The sequence below is a fragment of the Cellulomonas dongxiuzhuiae genome, assembly GCF_018623035.1.
In the GTDB taxonomy this organism is placed as follows: Bacteria; Actinomycetota; Actinomycetes; order Actinomycetales; family Cellulomonadaceae; genus Cellulomonas; species Cellulomonas dongxiuzhuiae.
On record NZ_CP076023.1, the window covers coordinates 2,146,639 to 2,166,543 of the forward strand.

Below are 19,905 nucleotides of genomic sequence, written 5' to 3' on the forward strand. Positions count from 1 at the left end.
ACCATCTGCTCCCCGTCGCCCGTCCGGGCCCACCTCGCGGGACAACCTACCCGAGCAGGGCGCGTCCACCGGTGCGACAGACCGGGCGGCGTGCGATCCGCGTCATCTGGCGCGCGGGTGGCTGGCCGCGTAGACCTCGCGCATCGTGTCCGGCGTCACCATCGTGTAGATCTGCGTGGTCGTCACCGACGCGTGCCCGAGCAGCTCCTGCACGACGCGCACGTCCGCACCGCCGGAGAGCAGGTGCGTCGCGAACGAGTGCCGCAGCGTGTGCGGGGACACGTGGTCCGAGCCGAGCCCCGCGCGCTCCGCCGCCACCCGCAGCACGGCCCAGGCGGACTGGCGGCTCAGCGGTGCGCCGCGGGTGTTGAGGAAGATCGACGCGGTGCCGCGTCCCGCGGCGGCGAGCGCGGGCCGACCGCGCACCAGGTACGCCTCGACGGCGCGGGCCGCGTACGAGCCGACCGGCACGACGCGTTCCTTGCGGCCCTTGCCGAGCAGGCGCACGGCCGCCCGGCCCGGCGTCAGGTCGAGGTCGTCGACGTCGAGCCCGACCGCCTCGGAGATGCGTGCGCCGGTCGAGTAGAGGAGCTCCAGCAGCGCGCGGTCACGCAGCGGCACGGGCCCGTCGCCGAGGCCTGCGGCGTCCAGCAGGCGGCCCACGTCGTCGACCGAGATGGCCTTGGGCAGGCGGCGCGGCTGAGCGGGCGGGCGCACCTCGGCCGCCGCGTCCGTCGGCGCGAGGCCGTCGAGGGCGAGGAACCGGTGCCAGCCGCGCAGCGCCACGATGCTGCGGGCGGCGGACGCCGGCGACAGCACGGCGCGGCCGTCGGAGCCGGTGCGCAGCACGATGACGTAGTCCTCGGCGTCGCGCTCGGTGATCTGCGCGGGGTCCGTGCGGCCCGCGGCACGCAGGTGCTCGACGTACCGCGTCAGGTCGCGCCGGTAGGCGGCCAGCGTGTGCACGGCCAGGCCGCGCTCGACCGTGAGGTGCGCGAGGTAGCCCTCGAGCGCGGCGGTCAGACGGTCGGCCACGTCCGCGCTGTCACAGCGGGAGGAAGACGTCCACCGCGACCGCGACGGACAGGAGCGTGAGGTACGTGATGGAGCCGTGGAACACCGTCATGGCGCGCAGCGGGGGGTGACGCGGGTCGCGGGCGCGACGCAGCAGGCCGATGCACAGCCACAGGAACCAGGCGCCGAGCACGGCCGCGACCGCCGCGTAGACCCACGTCATGCCGCCGACGGGCACGAGCAGCAGCGAGCAGGCGATCATCGCGAGGGTGTAGAGGATCATCTGCCGCGCGACCCGCGTGTCGGCGGCCACCACGGGCAGCATGGGCACACCGGCGGCGGCGTAGTCGCGCCGGAACTTCATCGACAGCGGCCAGTAGTGCGGCGGCGTCCAGAAGAACACGACGCCGAACAGCAGCACCGCCTCCCAGGAGATCCCGCCGGTGACGGCGGACCACCCGATGACGACCGGCATGCACCCGGCAGCGCCGCCCCACACGATGTTCTGCGGCGTGCGCCGCTTGAGGATCATCGTGTAGCCGACGACGTAGATGAGGATCGCCGAGGCGGTCCACATCGCCGACGCGGGGTTGACGACCAGCCACATCCACGTGAGCGACACCGCGCCCAGGACGAGGCCGAACACGAGCGCGGCGCGCGGCGTGATCCGGCCGGTGACGATCGGGCGCCGCCGCGTACGGTTCATCACCGCGTCGATGTCGTGCTCGAGGTACTGGTTGAGCGTGTTCGCCGCGCCCGCGGCGCCCGCGCCCCCGACGAGCGTCGCGGCGACCAGGGCGAGCGAGGGCAGGCCCCGCGCGGCCAGGAACATCGTGGGGATCGTGGTGATGAGCAGGAGCTCGATGACGCGCGGCTTGGTCAGCGCCACATAGGCACCGACCGTGCCCAGCGCCGTCGACGACGTGCGGGCGAGGCGGCCGCGCGGCGCCGCGGCCGTGGCTGCGTCGACGGGGCCTTGCGGCTCATCCCCGTCCACCGGGGCTGCCGGGCCGACGACGGCACCAGGGCTGCTCACGTCGGGCGACGCGGGGGTGGACAGGCGCACGCGCTTCGGTCTCCGTTCGGGAGGTCGGACCGGGGCTGCCGCCGACCTGACGGCGGGGCAGCCGGGACCGAGGTCCCGTCCGCCATGGTACGCACCCTGCCCGCCGGGCGGGGAGGCGCCACCCTCACGCGAGCGAGCCTGGCACGTGAGATCCGTCGCACCGCGGGACGCCGAGCGGGCCCCGGCGCCACCACGCTGGGTGGCAATCGATTGCCACCCCGGTGGACCGGGTGAGCATGACCACGTCCCTGCGCTATAGGCTCGCCAGCAGCAGACATCCCCGTCCGACGATGCGACGGGGCCCCAGCCGGACGCACCGCTCTCGCGGCCGCTGACCGGAGACGCTCGGAACGACGCCCCGCGCGTGCGGGACGGGAATGAGGTGCGGTGAACGCGAAGGCTCCCCTGGCCACCAAGGTCGGCTGGTCCGACCTTGACCTGCGTGCGGTGGACACCACCCGCGTGCTCGCGGCGGACGCGGTCGAGAAGGTCGGCAACGGGCATCCCGGTACGGCGATCAGTCTCGCGCCTGCCGCCTACCTGCTCTACCAGACCGTCATGCGGCACGACCCGACCGACCCCCACTGGCTCGGTCGCGACCGGTTCGTGCTGTCGGCGGGGCACTCCAGCCTCACGCAGTACATCCAGCTCTACCTGGCCGGTTTCGGGCTGGAGCTCGAGGACCTCGAGGCGCTGCGCACGTGGGGCTCCAAGACCCCGGGCCACCCCGAGTACCGGCACACCGCCGGCGTCGAGATCACGACCGGCCCCCTGGGCCAGGGCCTGGCGTCCGCGGTCGGCTTCGCGATGGCGGCGCGCCGCGAGCGCGGCCTGCTCGACCCCGAGGCCGCCCCGGGCACCAGCCCGTTCGACCACCACGTGTACGTCATCGCCTCCGACGGCGACCTGCAGGAGGGCGTGACGAGCGAGGCCTCGTCGATCGCCGGCACGCAGGAGCTCGGCAACCTCGTCGTGCTGTGGGACGACAACCACATCTCGATCGAGGGCGACACCCAGATCGCCTTCACCGAGGACGTGCTCAAGCGCTACGAGTCCTACGGCTGGCACGTCCAGTTCGTCGACTGGACCGCCGGTGGCGAGTACCGCGAGGACGTCGACGCGCTGCACGCCGCGATCGAGGCCGCCAAGGCCGTGACGGACAAGCCGTCGTTCATCGGCCTGCGCACGCTCATCGCGTGGCCCACCCCCGGCAAGACCGACGACCACTCGTCGCACGGCTCGAAGCTGGGCGGCGACGCGATCCGCGGCCTGAAGGAGGTCCTCGGCTTCGACCCCGAGAAGACCTTCGAGGTCGCGCCCGAGGTCATCGCGCACACGCGGTCGCTCGCCGACCGCGCCGCCACCGAGCGGGCGGCGTGGCAGGAGGCCTTCGACGCGTGGGCCGCCGCCAACCCCGACCGCAAGGCGCTGCTGGACCGCCTGCGCGCCGACGCGCTGCCCGAGGGCTGGACCGAGGCGCTGCCGACGTTCCCCGCCGGCAAGTCCGTCGCGACGCGCGCCGCGTCCGGCGAGGTGCTGTCCGCGCTCGCGCCCGTGCTGCCCGAGCTGTGGGGCGGCTCGGCCGACCTCGCGGGCTCGAACAACACGACGATGAAGGGTGAGCCGTCCTTCCTGCCGGCGCACCGCTCGTCGCACGAGTTCGCCGGCGACGAGTTCGGTCGCACGCTGCACTTCGGCATCCGCGAGCACGCGATGGGGTCCATCCTGTCGGGCATCCGCCTGCACGGCCTGACCCGGCCCTACGGCGGCACGTTCTTCACGTTCTCGGACTACATGCGTGGCGCGGTGCGCCTCGCGGCGCTCATGGGCGTCAACGTCACCTACGTGTGGACGCACGACTCGATCGGCCTGGGCGAGGACGGCCCCACGCACCAGCCCGTCGAGCACCTCACCGCCGTCCGCGCGATCCCGGGCCTCGCCGTCGTGCGTCCCGCGGACGCCAACGAGACGGCCGCCGCCTGGCGGGCGACGCTGGAGCGGACCGACGGACCCGTGGCGCTCGTCCTCACGCGGCAGAACGTGCCGACGTACCCGCGCGGCGAGGACGGCTTCGCCACGACCGACGGCGTCACGCGCGGCGCGTACGTGCTGCTCGAGGCGTCGTCCGGCACGCCGGACGTCGTGCTCATCGGCACGGGCTCCGAGGTGCAGCTCGCGGTCGAGGCGCGCGAGACGCTCGAGGCGGCCGGTGTCGCCACGCGCGTCGTGTCCGCGCCGTGCCTCGAGTGGTTCGCCGAGCAGGACGAGGAGTACCGCGAGTCGGTGCTGCCCTCGGCCGTGCGCGCACGCGTGTCGGTCGAGGCCGGTATCGCGATGTCGTGGCACAAGATCGTCGGCGACGCCGGCCGTTCGGTGTCCATCGAGCACTACGGCGCCTCGGCCGACTACCAGACGCTGTACCGCGAGTTCGGGATCACCGCCGAGGCCGTCGTGGCCGCGGCACACGAGTCGCTCGCCGCGGCGCGCGGGGACGACCGGTCGGCCAGCGCCCCCGGCACCCCGACGCAGTCGGGGACGGGCGACCTGCCCGCCTGACGATGGAACGTGGCGGGGCCGCCCCCGGGCGGCCCCGCCACGCGCAGGACGCGAAGGACCTCGTGCGACGAAGGGGAACGACCATGACCTCCATCACCACCCCCCTGCACGCGCTGCGGGACGCGGGCGTGGCCGTCTGGCTCGACGACCTGTCCCGCCAGCGGATCGCCTCGGGAGGGCTGAGCGACCTCGTCGCACGCGGCGTCGTCGGCATCACGACGAACCCGACGATCTTCGCCTCCGCGGTGTCGCAGGGTGACGCGTACGACGCGCAGCTGCGCACGCTCGCGGCCGACGGCGCGGCCGTCGAGGAGGCCGTCCTGCGGATCACGACCGACGACGTCCGCGACGCGTGCGACGTCCTGCGGCCCGTCTACGACGCGACCGACGGCCTCGACGGCCGGGTGTCGATCGAGGTGGACCCGCGCCTGGCACGCGACACCGCGGCCACGATCGCGTCGGCCGAGACCCTGTGGTCCGAGATCGAGCGACCCAACCTGTTCATCAAGATCCCTGCGACCGTCGAGGGACTGCCGGCGATCACGGCTGCGCTCGCGCAGGGCATCAGCGTCAACGTCACGCTGATCTTCTCGCTGCAGCGCTACCGGGCGGTGCTCGAGGCGTTCCTCGACGGGATCGAGCAGGCGCACGCCGCCGGGCTCGACCTGGCGCCCATCACGTCCGTGGCGTCGTTCTTCGTCTCGCGCGTCGACGCCGCGATCGACCCCCGGCTCGACGCCCTCGGCACCGAGGAGGCGGCCGCGCTGCGCGGCACGGCGGCGATCGCCAACGCGCGCCTCGCGTGGGGCGTGTACCAGGACGTCGTGACCGGCGAGCGGTGGCAGGCACTGGCGGCCGCCGGGGCACGCCCGCAGCGGCCCCTGTGGGCCTCGACCGGCGTGAAGGACCCGGCCTACCCCGACACCCGGTACGTCGACGAGCTTGTCGTGGCGGGCACCGTCAACACCATGCCGGAGAAGACGCTCGACGCCGTCGCGGACCACGGGAACGTGCGCGGCGACACCGTCAGCGGGACCCAGGACGCGTCGGCCGCGCTGCTCGACCGGATCGAGGCCCTGGGGATCTCGGTCGACGACGTGACCGAGCACCTCGAGACCGAGGGCCTGCAGAAGTTCGAGGTGTCGTGGACCGAGCTCCTGGGCACCGTCGAGGCCGGCCTCGCGCGCGCCGCCGACGCGGCCGAGGCGAGCAGGTGAGCCCCGCGAAGGTCGGACCGCACGAGAACCCGCTGCGCGACGCGCGCGACCGGCGGCTGCCGCGGATCGCCGGACCCTGCGGCCTGGTCATCTTCGGTGTGACGGGCGACCTCGCCCGCAAGAAGCTCATGCCCGCGGTGTACGACCTGACGAACCGCGGGCTGCTGCCCCCCGGGTTCGCCCTGACGGGCTTCGCACGTCGCGACTGGGAGACGCAGGACTTCGAGGAGGTCGTCCACGACTCCGTCAAGCAGTACGCGCGCACGCCGTTCCGCGAGGCGACCTGGCGTCAGCTGTCCGAGGGCATCCGCTTCGTGCAGGGGACGTTCGACGACGACGACGCGTTCGACCAGCTCAGCAAGACGGTCGAGGAGCTCGACGTCACGCGCGGCACCGGGGGGAACCACGCGTTCTACCTGTCGGTGCCCCCGAGCTCGTTCCCGGTCGTGTGCCAGCAGCTCGCGCGCTCGGGCCTCTCGCAGCCGAAGGAGGGCACCTGGCGGCGCGTCGTCATCGAGAAGCCGTTCGGTCACGACCTCGAGTCGGCGCGCGAGCTCAACGACATCGTGTCCCAGGTCTTCCGGCCCGACGACATCTTCCGGATCGACCACTACCTGGGCAAGGAGACGGTCCAGAACCTGCTGGCCCTGCGCTTCGCGAACCAGCTGTTCGAACCGATCTGGAACGGCAACTACGTCGACCACGTGCAGATCACCATGGCCGAGGACATCGGCATCGGCGGCCGCGCGGGGTACTACGACGGCATCGGCGCGGCCCGCGACGTGATCCAGAACCACCTGCTCCAGCTCCTCGCGCTGACCGCGATGGAGGAGCCCGTGTCGTTCGACGCGGCCGCCCTGCGCGCGGAGAAGACCAAGGTGCTCTCGGCGCTGCGGCTCCCCCGCGACCTCGGCCGCAACACGGCCCGCGGGCAGTACACGGCCGGCTGGCAGGGCGGCGAGAAGGTCGTCGGGTACGCCGAGGAGGAGGGCTTCAACCCCCACTCCACGACGGAGACCTACGCGGCCATCCGTGTCGACATCGACACCCGCCGGTGGGCGGGTGTGCCGTTCTACCTGCGGACCGGCAAGCGGCTGGGACGCCGCGTCACCGAGATCGCGGTGGTCTTCAAGAAGGCGCCCCACCTGCCGTTCGAGGCGACCGCGGCATCGGAGCTCGGCAAGAACGCGCTGGTCATCCGCGTGCAGCCCGACGAGGGCGTCACGCTGCGGTTCGGCGCGAAGGTGCCCGGCACGGCGATGGAGGTGCGCGACGTCACGATGGACTTCGGGTACGGCCACGCGTTCACGGAGTCCTCCCCCGAGGCGTACGAACGTCTCATCCTCGACGTCCTGCTCGGCGACCCGCCGCTGTTCCCGCAGCACGAGGAGGTCGAGCTCTCCTGGAAGATCCTCGACCCCGTGACCGAGTACTGGGCCTCCAAGGGCACGCCGGACGAGTACCGCGCCGGCACGTGGGGGCCGGCGTCGGCCGACGAGATGATGGCGCGCGACGGTCGTGCCTGGAGGCTCCCGTGATCATCGACCTGCCGGACACCACCACCCGGGACATCAACAAGCGCCTGATCAAGGCGCGCGACGAGGGCGGTGCGATCGCGCTCGGCCGGGTGCTGACGCTCATCATCGACGCCGACGCGCACGACCCCGAGGAGGCCATCGAGGCCGCCAACGCGGCGAGCCGGGAGCACCCGTGCCGCATCATCGTCATCACCGAGCGCACGGGCGAGCGTGAGGCCGGCCTCGACGCGCAGATCCGGCTCGGCGGGGACGCGGGTGCCAGCGAGGTCGTGATCCTGCGCATCTCCGGCGGCGTCACGCGTCACGTCGACACCCTGGTCATGCCGCTGCTCCTCCCCGACGCCCCGATCGTCGTGTGGTGGCCGTACGACGTCCCGGCCAACCCCTCCGAGCACCCGCTGGGCCGGATGGCGCAGCGCCGCATCACCGACACCACGACCTGCCCGCGCCCCAGCCGGGCGCTGCGCGACCTGGCACGCGTCTACGAGGACGGCGACACCGACCTCGCGTGGACCCGTGCGACGCTGTGGCGTGGTCTCATCGCGGCGACGCTGGACCAGCCGCCGTTCGAGCCCGTGCACCGCGCCGTGGTCACGGGCGAGAGCACCCACCCGTCCGTCGACCTCATGGCGGCCTGGCTCGCGCAGGCGCTGCGCTGCCCCGTCGAGATCGAGCGCGTCCCCGGCGCGCCCGCCATCACGCAGGTCCGCCTCGAGCGCACGTCGGGCGACATCGTGCTCGACCGGCCCGACGGCAAGACGGCCGCGCTGCGCCAGCCGGACCAGCCCGAGCACCGCATCGCGCTGCCGATCCGCCAGCTCCGCGAGTGCCTGGTCGAGGAGCTGCGCCGTCTCGACGCCGATGAGGTCTACGGCGAGGTCCTGCAGAAGGGTCTCGCCCGCATCGACGCGTGACACCGGCCCGGGTCCGGGCTCCGGCCCGACCCCCACGACGCCCGGCGGCGCCGGGCACAGGAGGAGACGCATGACCCCCGCCTCGCTCGAGGTCCTCGTCCACCCCGACGCCGAGGTGCTCGCCGCCGCGACCGCCGCCAGGCTCCTCACACGGCTCGTCGACCTGCAGTCGCACCGTTCGCCGGTCCACGTCGTCCTCACCGGCGGCACCGTCGGCATCGCCGCCCTCCGCGCGGTCGCCGCGTCGCCCGTCCGCGACGCGGTCGACTGGACGGGCGTGCACCTGTGGTGGGGCGACGAACGCTTCCTGCCCGACGGCGACCCGGACCGCAACGAGACGCAGGCCCGTGAGGCGCTCGTCGACGCGCTCGGGGACGCGCTGCCGGCCGGCAACGTCCACGCCATCCCCGCGCTCTCGGACGACGTCCCGGACGGCGAGACCTCCGCCCGTCGCTACGCCGCCGAGCTGCGCGCCCACGCCGCCGACAGCGGGCTCGCCCCGAGATTCGACGTGCTGCTGCTGGGCATGGGCCCCGACGGCCACGTCGCCTCGCTCTTCCCCGGGCGGTCCTCGCTGTTCGAGGCCAGCTCGATGGTCGTCGCCGAGCACGACTCCCCCAAGCCGCCGTCCGAGCGGGTGTCGCTGACCTTCCCGCTGATCCGCTCCGCGCGCGAGGTGTGGGTCGTGGCAGCAGGGGCCGAGAAGGCGCCCGCGGTGGCACGCGCACTCGCCGGTGACGACGTCCGCACGACGCCCGCCGCCGGCGCCCGGGGCACCGAACGCACCCTGTGGCTGCTCGACCTGGCCGCGGCGCCGACGGTGCCGGACGGCGGCCCCGACGGCGGGATCGCGCCTGCGGAGCACACCGACGACGACGGCCTGCGGCCGCGCACCGCGTCGAGCGCCGCGCGCGCGTGGGCCGCGGTCGACGCCTACGTGGCCCCGCTCGTCGACGAGTCACCGGCGGCACGCGACGTGCGGAACGCCGCAGCCGACGCCGGCCTGCCCGACATCGCCGTGAGTGCCGCCCAGGGTCGCCTGCTGGAGATCCTCGCCCGGTCCGTCGGTGCTCGGCGGGTCCTGGAGATCGGCACGCTCGGCGGGTACAGCACATGGTGGCTGGCGCAGGCGCTGCCGCCGCAGGGCAGGCTGGTCACCCTTGAGCTCAGCGGGGCGCACGCCGACGTCGCACGGGCCTCGCTGGCCGCGGCGGGGCTGCAGGAGCGTGTGGAGCTCGTCGTCGGTGCCGCGCTGACGTCGCTCGACGACCTCGTCGCGTCGGGCGCCGAGCCGTTCGACCTCGTGTTCGTCGACGCGGACAAGGAGCAGCTCGCGCCGTACGTGGACCGCGCGATCGCGCTGTCGCGTCCCGGCACGCTCATCGTGGTCGACAACGTCGTCCGCGACGGCGCGGTGGTCGACCCCGAGCACCCCGACACCCGCGTCCAGGGCGTCCGCGCGTTCTACGCACGGGTCGGTGCGGACGACCGTGTCGACGGCACCGTCGTGCAGACCGTCGGCGAGAAGGGCTACGACGGCTTCGCGCTCCTGCGCGTGCGCTGACGCGCCCTCCCGCGGCCGCGGCAGGCACGCCACGGGCGCCGTCCCCTCAGGGAGCGGCGCCCGTGGCACCTCGGGCTGCGGGCCGGTCGACCGACGCCCGGTCCCCGCGGGGCGTCAGCGGCCGCGTCGCGCGCGGAGCGCGGCCAGCGCCTCGTCGAGGATCGCCGCGCCGTCCTCCTCGCTGCGCCGCTCCTTCACGTACGCGAGGTGGGTCTTGTACGGCTCGTTCTTGACGGGCGCCGGTGGCGCCTCGGGGTCCTGGCCCGCCGGGAACCCGCACCGGGGGCAGTCCCACGTGGTGGGCGCCTCCTCGGCGGCCTCCTCGGCGAAGCTCGGCCGGGTCTCGTGGCCGTTCGCGCACCAGTAGGAGATCCACACGCGCGGCGCGGCGTCGCCGCGCTCCGCCTCGCCCATCGGGCCGGCACCGACGCGCGACCCCCTGATCGCACTCCCGCTCGCCATGGCCAGGTCCCCCTACTCCGAGAACTTCTCGATCAGGCCGAGCAGCACGATCATGACCGTCCACAGCAGCGCGATGGCGATCGTGATCCGGTTGAGGTTGCGCTCGGCCACGCCCGACGAGCCGGCGCCGGCCGTGATGCCGCCCCCGAACATGTCGGACAGGCCGCCGCCCTTGCCCTTGTGCAGCAGCACCAGCGGGACGAGCAGCAGGCTGGCGAGAACCAGCAGCACCTGGAGGGTGATACGCAGGGCAGTCACGTCGGTGGGGTTCCTCACTCGGGCGGTTCGGTGCAGCGGTGCACCGTGGCCGTGGGTGGCGTCGGTGCGTGTCGTGCCGGTGCGGCCGTCGTCGGCGTGCTCCGTCGACGCAGTGCCGCGGTACAGGGTAGGCGACGCGGGGCTGTGCGATCCACCATCGCGCGATCCGTGGGACGACGGTCGCCGGGGCCGGGACGCCTCAGGTCGGCGTCCCGGCCCCGGCGGAGGGTCAGGCGACGGCGTGCGCCTGGTACCGGACGATCCGGGCGAACTCCTCGGGGTCGAGGCTCGCACCGCCCACCAGCGCCCCGTCCACGTCGGGCTTGGCCATGATCGACGCGACGTTCGACGACTTCACGGAGCCGCCGTACAGGACGCGCACGGCGTCCGCGGTCGCCTGGTCGTACAGCTCGGCGATGCGCACGCGGATCGCCTCGCAGAGCTCCTGGGCGTCCTCCGGCGTCGCGGTCTCCCCCGTGCCGATCGCCCAGACGGGCTCGTACGCGACGACGATGCCCGCGACCTGCTCAGCCGACAGACCCTCGAGCGCGCCGTCGAGCTGCGCCAGCGTGTGCGGCACGTGCTCGCCGGCCTTGCGGACCTCGAGCGGCTCGCCGACGCACAGGATCGGCACCAGGCCCGCCGACAGGGCCGACTTGACCTTGGCGTTGACGAGCGCGTCGTCCTCGTGGTGGAGCTGACGACGCTCGGAGTGACCGACCGCGACGTACGTGACGCCGAGCTTGGCGAGGAACAGGGGCGAGATCTCGCCCGTGTACGCGCCCGACTCGTGCGCCGACACGTCCTGCGCGCCGTAGACGATCTCGAGCTTGTCGGCGTCCACGAGCGTCTGCACGCTGCGCAGGTCCGTGAACGGCGGCAGCACGGCGACCTCGACGGCCGCGTAGTCGTGCTTGCCGTCCTTGAGGGTCCACGCCAGCTTCTGCACGGTGTGCGTCGCCTGGTGGTGGTCGAGGTTCATCTTCCAGTTGCCCGCCATCAGCGGGGTACGGGTGCTTGCCACGAGTCAGCCCTCCAGGACGGCGATGCCGGGGAGGGTCTTGCCCTCGAGGAACTCCAGCGACGCGCCGCCGCCGGTGGAGATGTGGCCGAAACCGGCCTCGTCGAAGCCGAGCGTGCGCACGGCCGCGGCCGAGTCACCGCCGCCGACGATGGTGAAGGCGCCGTGGGTCCCGGCGTCGACGAGCGCCTGCGCGACGGCACGCGTGCCGTTGGCGAACGCCTCGAACTCGAACACGCCCGCAGGGCCGTTCCAGACCACGGTCTTGGCGTCGACGATCTTCGACGCGAACAGCTCGGCGCTCTTCGGGCCGATGTCGAGACCGATCTGGTCGGCGGGGATCGCGTCGGCGGGGACGACCGTCGCCGGGGCGTCGGCCTTGAACTCCGGGGCGACGACGATGTCGACGGGCAGGACGATCTCCACGCCCTTCTCCTGCGCCGTGGCGAGGTAGCCCTTGACCGTCTCGATCTGGTCCTCCTCGAGCAGGCTCTTGCCGACCGCGTGGCCCTGGGCCGCGAGGAACGTGAACAGCATGCCGCCGCCGATGAGGAGACGGTCCGCCTTGCCGAGCAGGTTCTCGATGACGCCGAGCTTGTCGGAGACCTTCGAGCCGCCGAGCACCACGACGTAGGGGCGCGCGGGGTCGTCCGTCGCCTTGCGCAGCGACTCGACCTCCTTGAGGACCAGCTGGCCGACCGCGTGCGGCACGCGCTGCGCGACGTCGTAGACCGACGCCTGCTTGCGGTGCACCACGCCGAAGCCGTCGGAGACGTACGCGTCGACGAGCGCGGCGAGCTCGTCGGCCAGCGCCGCGCGCTGCGCGTCGTCCTTGGACGTCTCACGGGGGTCGAACCGCACGTTCTCGAGGAGGGCGACCTGCCCGTCCTGGAGGCCCGCGACGGTCGCCTTGGCCGACTCGCCGACGACGTCGTCCGCGAGGGCGACGTCCTGGCCCAGCAGCTCGCCGAGGCGCGCGGCGACGGGTGCCAGCGAGTACTTGGCCTCCGGCGCACCCTTCGGGCGTCCGAGGTGGGCGACCACCACGACGCGCGCACCCTTGGCGACGAGCGCCTGGATCGTCGGGAGCGCGGCACGGATGCGGCCGTCGTCGGTGATGGTGGTGCCGTCGAGCGGCACGTTGAAGTCGGAGCGGACGAGCACGCGCTTGCCGCGCAGGTCGCCGAGGTCGTCGATGGTCTTCATGATCTCCTACCAGGCTGCTGCCGACGGCGGGCCGGCGAGCGGGGGTCCCTCCCCGGCGTGCCGCCGGGGCCGTGCGGGTGGGGCGGCGTGCCCCTGACATGCCAGCGTCCGCGTGCGCCGGGCCGACGGCCTCGGCGCACGCGGACGCATGGGGAAGAGCTGCCTACGTCAGAGACGCGCACCCACGTACTCGGTGAGCTTGACCAGGCTGGAGCTGTAGCCCCACTCGTTGTCGTACCAGGCGACGATCTTGACCAGGTCGCCGCTCACCTTGGTGAGCTTCGCGTCGAAGATGCTCTGGTGCGGGTTGCCGACGATGTCCGAGGAGACGATCTCGTCCTCGGTGTACTCCAGCGTGCCCTTCAGGAAGCCGTCGGCCGCGGCCTTGACCGCCGCGTTGACCTCCTCGACCGTGACCTCGCGCGAGGCCGTGAAGGTCAGGTCGGTCGCCGAACCCGTGATGACCGGCACGCGCAGCGCGAAGCCGTCCAGCTTGCCCTTGAGCTCGGGCAGGACGAGCGCCACGGCCTTGGCCGCGCCGGTCGTCGTGGGGACGATGTTCTGCGCGGCGGCGCGGGCGCGACGCAGGTCGCGGTGCGGGCCGTCCTGCAGGTTCTGGTCACCCGTGTAGGCGTGGATCGTGGTCATGAGGCCACGCTCGATGCCGATGGCGTCGTTGAGCGCCTTGGCCACGGGGGCCAGGCAGTTCGTCGTGCAGGACGCGTTCGAGATGATGTGGTGCGCCGCCGCGTCGTACGTCTCGTGGTTCACGCCCACGACGAAGGTGGCGTCCTCGTTCTTGGCCGGGGCCGAGATGATGACCTTCTTGGCGCCGGCGTCGATGTGCGCCTTGGCCTTGGAGGCGTCGGTGAAGAAGCCGGTGGACTCGATGACGATGTCCGCGCCCAGCTCACCCCAGGGCAGGTCCGCCGGGTTGCGCTCGGCGAGGGCACGGATCTTCTTGCCGTCGACGATGATGTTCTCGTCGTCGTAGTCGACGGTCTGCGGGAAGCGACCCAGGACCGTGTCGTACTTCAGCAGGTGCGCCAGGGTGTGGTTGTCCGTCAGGTCGTTGACACCGACGATCTCGATGTCGGCCCCCGAGGCCAGGATGGCGCGGTAGAAGTTGCGCCCGATGCGGCCGAAGCCGTTGATGCCGACCTTGATGGTCACTTGCCCTCCTCGGCACGCGCCGATCAAAGCCGGCGCACACAGTTGGTGTTCGGTCACGCACGCCGCTGTGCGTCCCGACCGCCACTGACCACCACCGGCCGGGTCGTGCCCAGCGCGTTGCGTCCTCGTTGCGATCGGATGACCCCGAGCCTATACCCCGAGGCACGGGGCTCGCCCAAGACGAAGGTCCACCACGGGTCGCCGTTCGTATGCTGGACCCCGCGCGTCGCGGGCCGTCCCACGGGTCGGGGGCCGTGGCGCCTCAGAGGTCGAGCAGGTCGGGGCTCAGGCCCGCCTCGGTGTCGGGGATGCCGAGCTCGGCGGCACGCCGGTCGGCCGTGGCCAGCAGGCGCCGGATGCGCCCGGCCACCGCGTCCTTCGTCAGCGGCGGGTCCGCGAACTTGCCCAGCTCCTCGAGCGACGCCTCCTTGTGCGCGAGCCGCAGCTCACCGGCCTGCCGCAGGTGGTCCGGCAGGTCGTCACCGAGGATCTCGAACGCCCGGTCCACGCGGGCACCGGCCGCGACGGCGGCACGTGCCGAGCGCCGCAGGTTCGCGTCGTCGAAGTTGGCCAGGCGGTTGGCGGTGCCGCGCACCTCGCGGCGCACGCGCCGCTCCTCCCACACGAGCATCGCGTCGTGCGCGCCGAGCCGCGTCAGCATGACGCCGATCGCGTCGCCGTCGCGGATCACCACGCGGTCGACCCCGCGCACGTCCCGCGCCTTGGCGGCGACGCCCAGGCGCCGCGCGGCCCCCACGAGCGCGAGGGCGGCCTCCGGTCCCGGGCACGTCACCTCGAGCGACGACGAGCGCCCCGGCTCGGTGAGCGAACCGTGCGCCAGGAACGCGCCGCGCCACGCCGCCTCGGCCTCGCCGATGCCCGCGGACACGACCTGCGGCGGCAGCCCTCGGACCGGACGGCCCCGGTTGTCGAGCAGACCCGTCTGCCGCGCCAGCGACTCGCCGTCCTTCACCACGCGCACGACGTAGCGGCTGCCACGGCGCAGACCGCCGCCGGAGACCACGATGATGTCGCTCTCGTGCCCGTAGATCTCGGTGATGGCCTGCCGCAGGCGCCGGGCCGCGATCCCGGTGTCGAGCTCGGCCTCGATGACGATGCGCCCGGAGATGATGTGCAGCCCGCCGGCGAACCGCAGGGTCGCCGAGATCTCCGCCTTGCGACAGGACGTCCTGTCCACCTTCAGCCGGGCGAGCTCGTCCTTCACCTGTGCTGTCAGCGCCATGGCGTCATCCTGCCACTGCCGCCCGGGTGGTCGTGACCGTCCCGTGACCCGTCACCCATCGGGGTCACGTCCCGGCGGCGCGGTGCCCGGAAGGAGTCCCGACGTCACCGAGGTAGTCCTCGACGACGTCCCGCAGCGCGGCTGCCAGTCGCAGCGGGTCGTGCACCGCACTCTGGTCGCCGCGCCGCACCTGGCGGACCAGCAGGCGGCAGCCCATCGCCGCGCAGAGCTCGGCCAGCTCACCGACGTCGTCGACGGACGCCGGGTCGGCGATCACGGCGTGCAAGGAGAGCTCGGGCGCGTGCGCGCGCAGCACCTCGAGGTGGTCGACGGCACGCATGCCCTCGGTCTCGTGGTCGGGCGTCAGGTTGAGCGTCACCACGATCCGGGCCGCCGTCTCGACGAGTGCCGCACGCAGCTGCGGCACCAGCAGGTGCGGCAGGACCGACGAGTACCACGACCCGGGGCCCAGGACGACCCAGTCGGCCTCCAGCAGCGCCGCGGCGGCCTCCGGGCACGCCGGGGGGTCGGCGGGGTGCAGCCGCAGCTGCTCGATGCGGTGCGACGTGAGGGCCACCTGCGTCTGACCCCGCACGACCTCGCGCCTGCCGTCCGCCGTGCGCACGTCCGCCTCGATGCACAACGGGACGGACGCCATGGGCAGCACCCGACCGCGTGCGCCCAGGAGGCGGCCGACGAGGTCCAGCCCCTCGACGGTGTCGCCGAGGATCTCCCACAGCGCCACGATCAGCAGGTTCCCGACCGAGTGCCGGTCGAGGGGCCCGTCCGTCGCGAACCGGTGCTGCAGCAGGTCGCGCCACGTGCGCCCCCACTCCGAGTCGTCGCAGAGGGCCGACAGCGCCATCCGCAGGTCGCCCGGCGGCAGCACGCCCATCTCCTCACGCAGGCGCCCCGAGGAGCCCCCGTCGTCCGCGACCGTCACGACGGCCGTGATCCGGTCCGTCATGAGCCGCAGCGCCGACAGCGACGCCGACAGCCCGTGGCCGCCCCCGAGCGCGACGACCGCGGGCCGCGTCGGGTCGCCGAACCGGCCGACCGACGGCGCGCTCACTCCTTGCCCAGGTCCCGCGCCGTCACCTGCACCCGGTGCCCGCGCTCACGCAGCCGTGCTCCGATGGCCTCGCTGATCGCCACGGAACGGTGCTTCCCGCCGGTGCAGCCGACCGCGATCGTCGCGTAGCGCTTCTCCTCGTGCAGGTACCCCGCGAGCACGGGCTCCAGGGCCTCGACGTAGCGGTCGACGAACGTCGTCGCCCCGGGCAGCCCCAGGACGTAGTCCCGCACCGGGGCGTCGCGGCCGGACAGGTGGCGCAGCTCGGTGATCCAGTACGGGTTGGCGAGGAACCGGACGTCGACGACGTGGTCGGCGTCGAGCGGGATGCCGTACTTGAACCCGAAGGACAGCACGGACAGGTGCAGGACGTCGTCGCCCGGGTCCGCGACGCCCGCCCGCACGACCCGCGCGAGGTCGTGGACGTTGAGCTCGGAGGTGTCGATCACGGTGTCGGCGCGCTCGCGCAGGTCGGACAGCAGCGCGCGCTCGTGCGCGATGCCGTCGAGGATGCGGCCGTCGGCCTGCAGCGGGTGCGGGCGACGCACCTGCTCGAACCGTCGCACGAGCACCTCGTCCGACGCGTCGAGGAACAGGAGCCGCAGGTCGACACCCGTCCCCTGCAGGTGGTCCAGGACGCCGGTCAGTGCGGCGAAGTACTCGCGCCCGCGCACGTCGATCACGGCGGCGAGGCGGCGTGCACCGGTCCCGACCGGCCCGCTCGTCAGCATGCCGACGAGGTGCGTGAGCATCTGCGCGGGCAGGTTGTCGACGACGTACCAGCCGAGGTCCTCGAGGACCGCGGCCGCGCGCGTGCGGCCCGCACCGGACATGCCGGTGATGACCAGGACCTGGGGCTGCTCGAGGACGGGCGCCTCGGCAGCCGCCTCGAGTGCGGGGATGCCCGACGGCACCGTGATCGGCGAGGGCTCGCTCATGCCCCCAGGATGCCAGGCTCCCCGAGGGTCGGGTCGACCGACGTGCCGGGCGACCCCTCGCCTCCCGTCGCGGCCGGTCCCGCGAGTGCCGCGACCACGGCCTGGGCCGTGCGCGCACCCATGCCCGGCACCGTCGCGATCTCCTCGGCCGTCGCCGCGCGCAGCCGCTTCACCGAGCCGAAGTGCCGCAGCAGCGCTGCCTTGCGGGCGGGTCCGAGACCGGGCACGTCGTCGAGGACGGAGACCGTCATGCCCTTGCTGCGTCGCTTGCGGTGGGCGGTGATCGCGAACCGGTGCGCCTCGTCGCGCACGCGCTGGAGCAGGTACAGCCCTTCGGACGACCGTCGCAGGATCACCGGGTACTCCTCCCCCGGGAGCCAGACCTCCTCCAGGCGCTTGGCGAGGCCGCACAGGGCGACGTCGTCGATGCCGAGCTCGGCGAGCGCGGCTGCCGCGGCGGCCACCTGGGGTGGCCCGCCGTCCACGACGACGAGGTTGGGCGGGTAGGCGAAGCGCGTGGGCCGGCCGGTGCGCTCGTCGACCGGCCCGGTGCGTGGCGCGTCGTCCTCGTCGCCGTCGTCCAGCTCCGGGTCGTGCGCGTCGACGCGCTCCGCGAGGTAGCGCCGGAAGCGTCGCGTGATGACCTCGTGCATGGCGGCGGTGTCGTCGCGCGCCCCCTCGCCCTGGGGGCCGCGGACCGTGAACAGCCGGTACTCGTTCTTGCGGGCGAGGCCGTCCTCGAACACGACCATCGAAGCCGACTGGTAGGTGCCCTGGTTGTGGGACACGTCGTAGCACTCGATGCGCAGCGGCGCGGTCGGCAGGTCGAGCGCCTCCTGGATCTCCCGGAGCGCCATGGATCGGCTCGTGAGGTCGCCCGCGCGTCGCGTGCGGTGCAGCGCCAGCGCGTGCTCGGCGTTGCGCAGCACCGTGGCGGCCAGCTCCCGCTTGTCGCCGCGCTGCGGCACCCGCACCTGGACCTTGCCGCCCCGCAGCCCCGTGAGCCACGCCTGCACCTGCTCGACGTCCGTCGGCAGCACCGGGACGAGCACCTCGCGCGGCACGGACGCGGTCGCGGCCTCGGGGTCCTCGCTCCCGTACACCTGCTGCAGCAGGTGCTCGACGAGCGCTGCGTCGTCGAGGTCCTCGACCTTCTCGACGACCCAGCCACGCTGCCCGCGGATGCGGCCGTCGCGCACGTGGAAGACCTGGACGGCCGCCTCCAGCTCGTCGCCCGCCATCGCGAAGACGTCGGCGTCGGTGCCGTCGGACAGCACGACCGCGTTGCGCTCGGTGGCCTTCTCCAGCGTCTTGATGTCGTCGCGCAGGCGGGCGGCGCGCTCGTAGTCGAGGTCGGCCGCCGCGTCCTTCATGGCGCGGGTCAGCCGCCGCGTGAAGCGCGCGGTGTCACCGGCCATGAAGTCGCAGAAGTCCTGCGCGAGCTGGTGGTGCTCCTCGACGCCGATCCGCCCCACGCACGGGGCCGAGCACTTGTCGATGTAGCCGAGGAGGCACGGGCGTCCCTGCTGACGTGCCCGCTTGAAGACCCCGGCCGAGCACGTGCGCACCGGGAACACCCGCAGCAGCAGGTCCACGGTCTCGCGGATCGCCCACGCGTGGGCGTAGGGGCCGAAGTAGCGCGTCCCGCGGCGCTTGGCGCCCCGCATGACCTGGACGCGCGGCACCTCGTCCGCCATCGTCACCGCGAGGTACGGGTAGGACTTGTCGTCGCGGTACTTGACGTTGAACCTCGGGTCGAACTCCTTGATCCAGGAGTACTCGAGCGCGAGCGCCTCGACCTCGGTCCCGACGACCGTCCACTGGACCGCGGCGGCGGTCGTGACCATCTGCTGCGTCCGCGGGTGCAGCCCCGCGATGTCCTGGAAGTAGCTGTTCAGCCGGTTGCGCAGGCTCTTGGCCTTGCCGACGTAGACGACGCGGCCGTGCTCGTCCCGGAAGCGGTACACGCCGGGCGCGTCCGGGATCTCGCCGGGGGCCGGTCGGTAGGTGGCGGGGTCGGCCATGCGTCCGAGCCTAAGTCCGCGGACCGACAGGACCGCGCCGGGGGGCGCGCCCCGACGGATGCACCGACGCGGGTGTGACGTGCGCCACTAGGGTCTGGGCATGGCACACCTCCTGCACCAGTTCTCCGTGGACCTGACGTGGACGGGCGCCCGCGAGGCCGGCACCGCGACGTACACCTCGTACGGTCGGGACCACGTCCTGACGTCGGGCGGGCGGCCGCCGCTGCCCGGGACGTCGGACCCGGGGTTCCGCGGCGACCCGGAGCGCTGGTCGCCCGAGGACCTCCTGGTCGGGGCGCTCTCCCAGTGCCACATGCTGTGGTTCCTGCACCTCGCCGCCAACGCGGGCGTCGTGGTCGTCGGGTACACCGACTCCGCGTCGGGGACCATGCGGATCGAGGCCGCCGGCCACGGCCAGTTCACCGAGGTCGTGCTCCGCCCCCGCGTCACCGTCCGCAACGCGGCCCTCGCCGACGGCACGCCCGTCGACGACGCACTGCTCGCCGCAGTCCACCACCGCGCCCAGGAGCACTGCTTCATCGCGCGGTCCGTGAACTTCCCCGTGCGCCACGAGGCGGGGCCGCTCGCGCACGAGCGCGCCCCCGCCTGACCGCACGAGCACGGCCCCACCTGACCGCA

17 protein-coding genes are annotated in these 19,905 nt (G+C 73.3%); 6 read left to right on the forward strand and 11 right to left on the reverse strand.

What is annotated here, in order from left to right; translation table 11 throughout:
• Nucleotides 1-102: 102 nt before the first annotated feature.
• Together KKR89_RS09690 and KKR89_RS09695 are read right to left on the reverse strand one after the other, a co-directional pair.
• A complete protein-coding gene (locus KKR89_RS09690; RefSeq protein ID WP_208195159.1) occupies nt 103-1,035 on the reverse strand; it encodes a site-specific tyrosine recombinase XerD in 933 nt (310 codons plus the stop codon).
• A gap of 10 nt (nt 1,036-1,045) precedes the next feature.
• Nucleotides 1,046-1,924, reverse strand: a complete 879-nt coding sequence (locus tag KKR89_RS09695) for a heme o synthase (RefSeq protein WP_243882354.1) — start codon at nt 1,922-1,924, stop codon at nt 1,046-1,048.
• A 543-nt stretch (nt 1,925-2,467) separates the two neighbouring features.
• On the opposite strand from KKR89_RS09695, the gene tkt reads away from it, so the two are divergent.
• The 5 genes from tkt (at nt 2,468) to pgl (ending at nt 9,869) form a co-directional block, all read left to right on the forward strand.
• Nucleotides 2,468-4,636 (forward strand): transketolase, encoded by a 2,169-nt coding sequence (gene tkt / locus KKR89_RS09700; protein WP_208195161.1) that lies wholly within the window; start codon nt 2,468-2,470, stop codon nt 4,634-4,636.
• An 83-nt stretch (nt 4,637-4,719) separates the two neighbouring features.
• Nucleotides 4,720-5,853: a transaldolase gene (tal, locus tag KKR89_RS09705; protein ID WP_208195162.1), complete on the forward strand. Its 1,134-nt coding sequence runs from the start codon at nt 4,720-4,722 to the stop codon at nt 5,851-5,853.
• The gene (zwf, locus tag KKR89_RS09710) at nt 5,850-7,391 is read left to right on the forward strand and encodes a glucose-6-phosphate dehydrogenase (RefSeq protein WP_208195163.1); all 1,542 of its coding nucleotides are present in this window, start codon (nt 5,850-5,852) and stop codon (nt 7,389-7,391) included. Before tal ends, zwf begins: the two co-directional genes overlap by 4 nt.
• Nucleotides 7,388-8,305, forward strand: a complete 918-nt coding sequence (locus KKR89_RS09715; protein ID WP_208195164.1) for a glucose-6-phosphate dehydrogenase assembly protein OpcA — start codon at nt 7,388-7,390, stop codon at nt 8,303-8,305. Before zwf ends, KKR89_RS09715 begins: the two co-directional genes overlap by 4 nt.
• Nucleotides 8,306-8,375: 70 nt before the next feature.
• Nucleotides 8,376-9,869: a 6-phosphogluconolactonase gene (gene pgl / locus KKR89_RS18575; RefSeq protein ID WP_208195165.1), complete on the forward strand. Its 1,494-nt coding sequence runs from the start codon at nt 8,376-8,378 to the stop codon at nt 9,867-9,869.
• A 114-nt stretch (nt 9,870-9,983) separates the two neighbouring features.
• Here pgl and KKR89_RS09725 read toward each other — a convergent pair whose 3' ends face one another.
• The 9 genes from KKR89_RS09725 to uvrC all read right to left on the reverse strand — a co-directional run bounded on the left by KKR89_RS09725 (nt 9,984) and on the right by uvrC (nt 19,266).
• Entirely contained in the window at nt 9,984-10,331 is a 348-nt protein-coding gene (locus KKR89_RS09725) for an RNA polymerase-binding protein RbpA (protein ID WP_208195166.1), read from the reverse strand.
• 12 nt (nt 10,332-10,343) lie between these two features.
• Nucleotides 10,344-10,589 carry a preprotein translocase subunit SecG gene (gene secG, locus KKR89_RS09730; RefSeq protein ID WP_208195167.1) on the reverse strand — a complete coding sequence of 82 codons (246 nt, stop codon included), beginning with the start codon at nt 10,587-10,589 and terminating at the stop codon, nt 10,344-10,346.
• A gap of 229 nt (nt 10,590-10,818) precedes the next feature.
• A complete protein-coding gene (gene tpiA, locus KKR89_RS09735; protein ID WP_208195168.1) occupies nt 10,819-11,613 on the reverse strand; it encodes a triose-phosphate isomerase in 795 nt (264 codons plus the stop codon).
• A gap of 3 nt (nt 11,614-11,616) precedes the next feature.
• Nucleotides 11,617-12,816, reverse strand: a complete 1,200-nt coding sequence (locus KKR89_RS09740; RefSeq protein ID WP_208195169.1) for a phosphoglycerate kinase — start codon at nt 12,814-12,816, stop codon at nt 11,617-11,619.
• A gap of 168 nt (nt 12,817-12,984) precedes the next feature.
• A complete protein-coding gene (gene gap, locus KKR89_RS09745) occupies nt 12,985-13,989 on the reverse strand; it encodes a type I glyceraldehyde-3-phosphate dehydrogenase (RefSeq protein ID WP_208195170.1) in 1,005 nt (334 codons plus the stop codon).
• Nucleotides 13,990-14,251: 262 nt separating this feature from the next.
• Nucleotides 14,252-15,232 carry a DNA-binding protein WhiA gene (whiA, locus tag KKR89_RS09750; RefSeq protein WP_208195171.1) on the reverse strand — a complete coding sequence of 327 codons (981 nt, stop codon included), beginning with the start codon at nt 15,230-15,232 and terminating at the stop codon, nt 14,252-14,254.
• A 64-nt stretch (nt 15,233-15,296) separates the two neighbouring features.
• On the reverse strand, nt 15,297-16,304 hold the full coding sequence (locus KKR89_RS09755) for a gluconeogenesis factor YvcK family protein (RefSeq protein WP_208195172.1): 1,008 nt from the start codon (nt 16,302-16,304) through the stop codon (nt 15,297-15,299).
• A complete protein-coding gene (rapZ, locus tag KKR89_RS09760) occupies nt 16,301-17,242 on the reverse strand; it encodes an RNase adapter RapZ (RefSeq protein WP_208195173.1) in 942 nt (313 codons plus the stop codon). The genes KKR89_RS09755 and rapZ overlap by 4 nt, the downstream gene beginning before the upstream one ends.
• Entirely contained in the window at nt 17,239-19,266 is a 2,028-nt protein-coding gene (uvrC, locus tag KKR89_RS09765; protein ID WP_208195174.1) for an excinuclease ABC subunit UvrC, read from the reverse strand. The genes rapZ and uvrC overlap by 4 nt, the downstream gene beginning before the upstream one ends.
• A 100-nt stretch (nt 19,267-19,366) precedes the next feature.
• Between uvrC and KKR89_RS09770 the strand changes: the two genes are divergently transcribed.
• A complete protein-coding gene (locus KKR89_RS09770) occupies nt 19,367-19,876 on the forward strand; it encodes an OsmC family protein (RefSeq protein ID WP_208195175.1) in 510 nt (169 codons plus the stop codon).
• Nucleotides 19,877-19,905 lie beyond the last annotated feature (29 nt).

What these genes read in the sequence shown, in the direction of transcription:
- tal (WP_208195162.1), top strand. Translation starts at nt 4,720, where the DNA reads ATGACCTCCATCACCACCCCCCTGCACGCGCTGCGGGACGCGGGCGTG.
- pgl (WP_208195165.1), top strand. Translation starts at nt 8,376, where the DNA reads ATGACCCCCGCCTCGCTCGAGGTCCTCGTCCACCCCGACGCCGAGGTG.
- KKR89_RS09725 (WP_208195166.1), bottom strand. Translation starts at nt 10,331, where the DNA reads ATGGCGAGCGGGAGTGCGATCAGGGGGTCGCGCGTCGGTGCCGGCCCG.
- KKR89_RS09740 (WP_208195169.1), bottom strand. Translation starts at nt 12,816, where the DNA reads ATGAAGACCATCGACGACCTCGGCGACCTGCGCGGCAAGCGCGTGCTC.
- whiA (WP_208195171.1), bottom strand. Translation starts at nt 15,232, where the DNA reads ATGGCGCTGACAGCACAGGTGAAGGACGAGCTCGCCCGGCTGAAGGTG.
- rapZ (WP_208195173.1), bottom strand. Translation starts at nt 17,242, where the DNA reads ATGAGCGAGCCCTCGCCGATCACGGTGCCGTCGGGCATCCCCGCACTC.
- uvrC (WP_208195174.1), bottom strand. Translation starts at nt 19,266, where the DNA reads ATGGCCGACCCCGCCACCTACCGACCGGCCCCCGGCGAGATCCCGGAC.
- KKR89_RS09770 (WP_208195175.1), top strand. Translation starts at nt 19,367, where the DNA reads ATGGCACACCTCCTGCACCAGTTCTCCGTGGACCTGACGTGGACGGGC.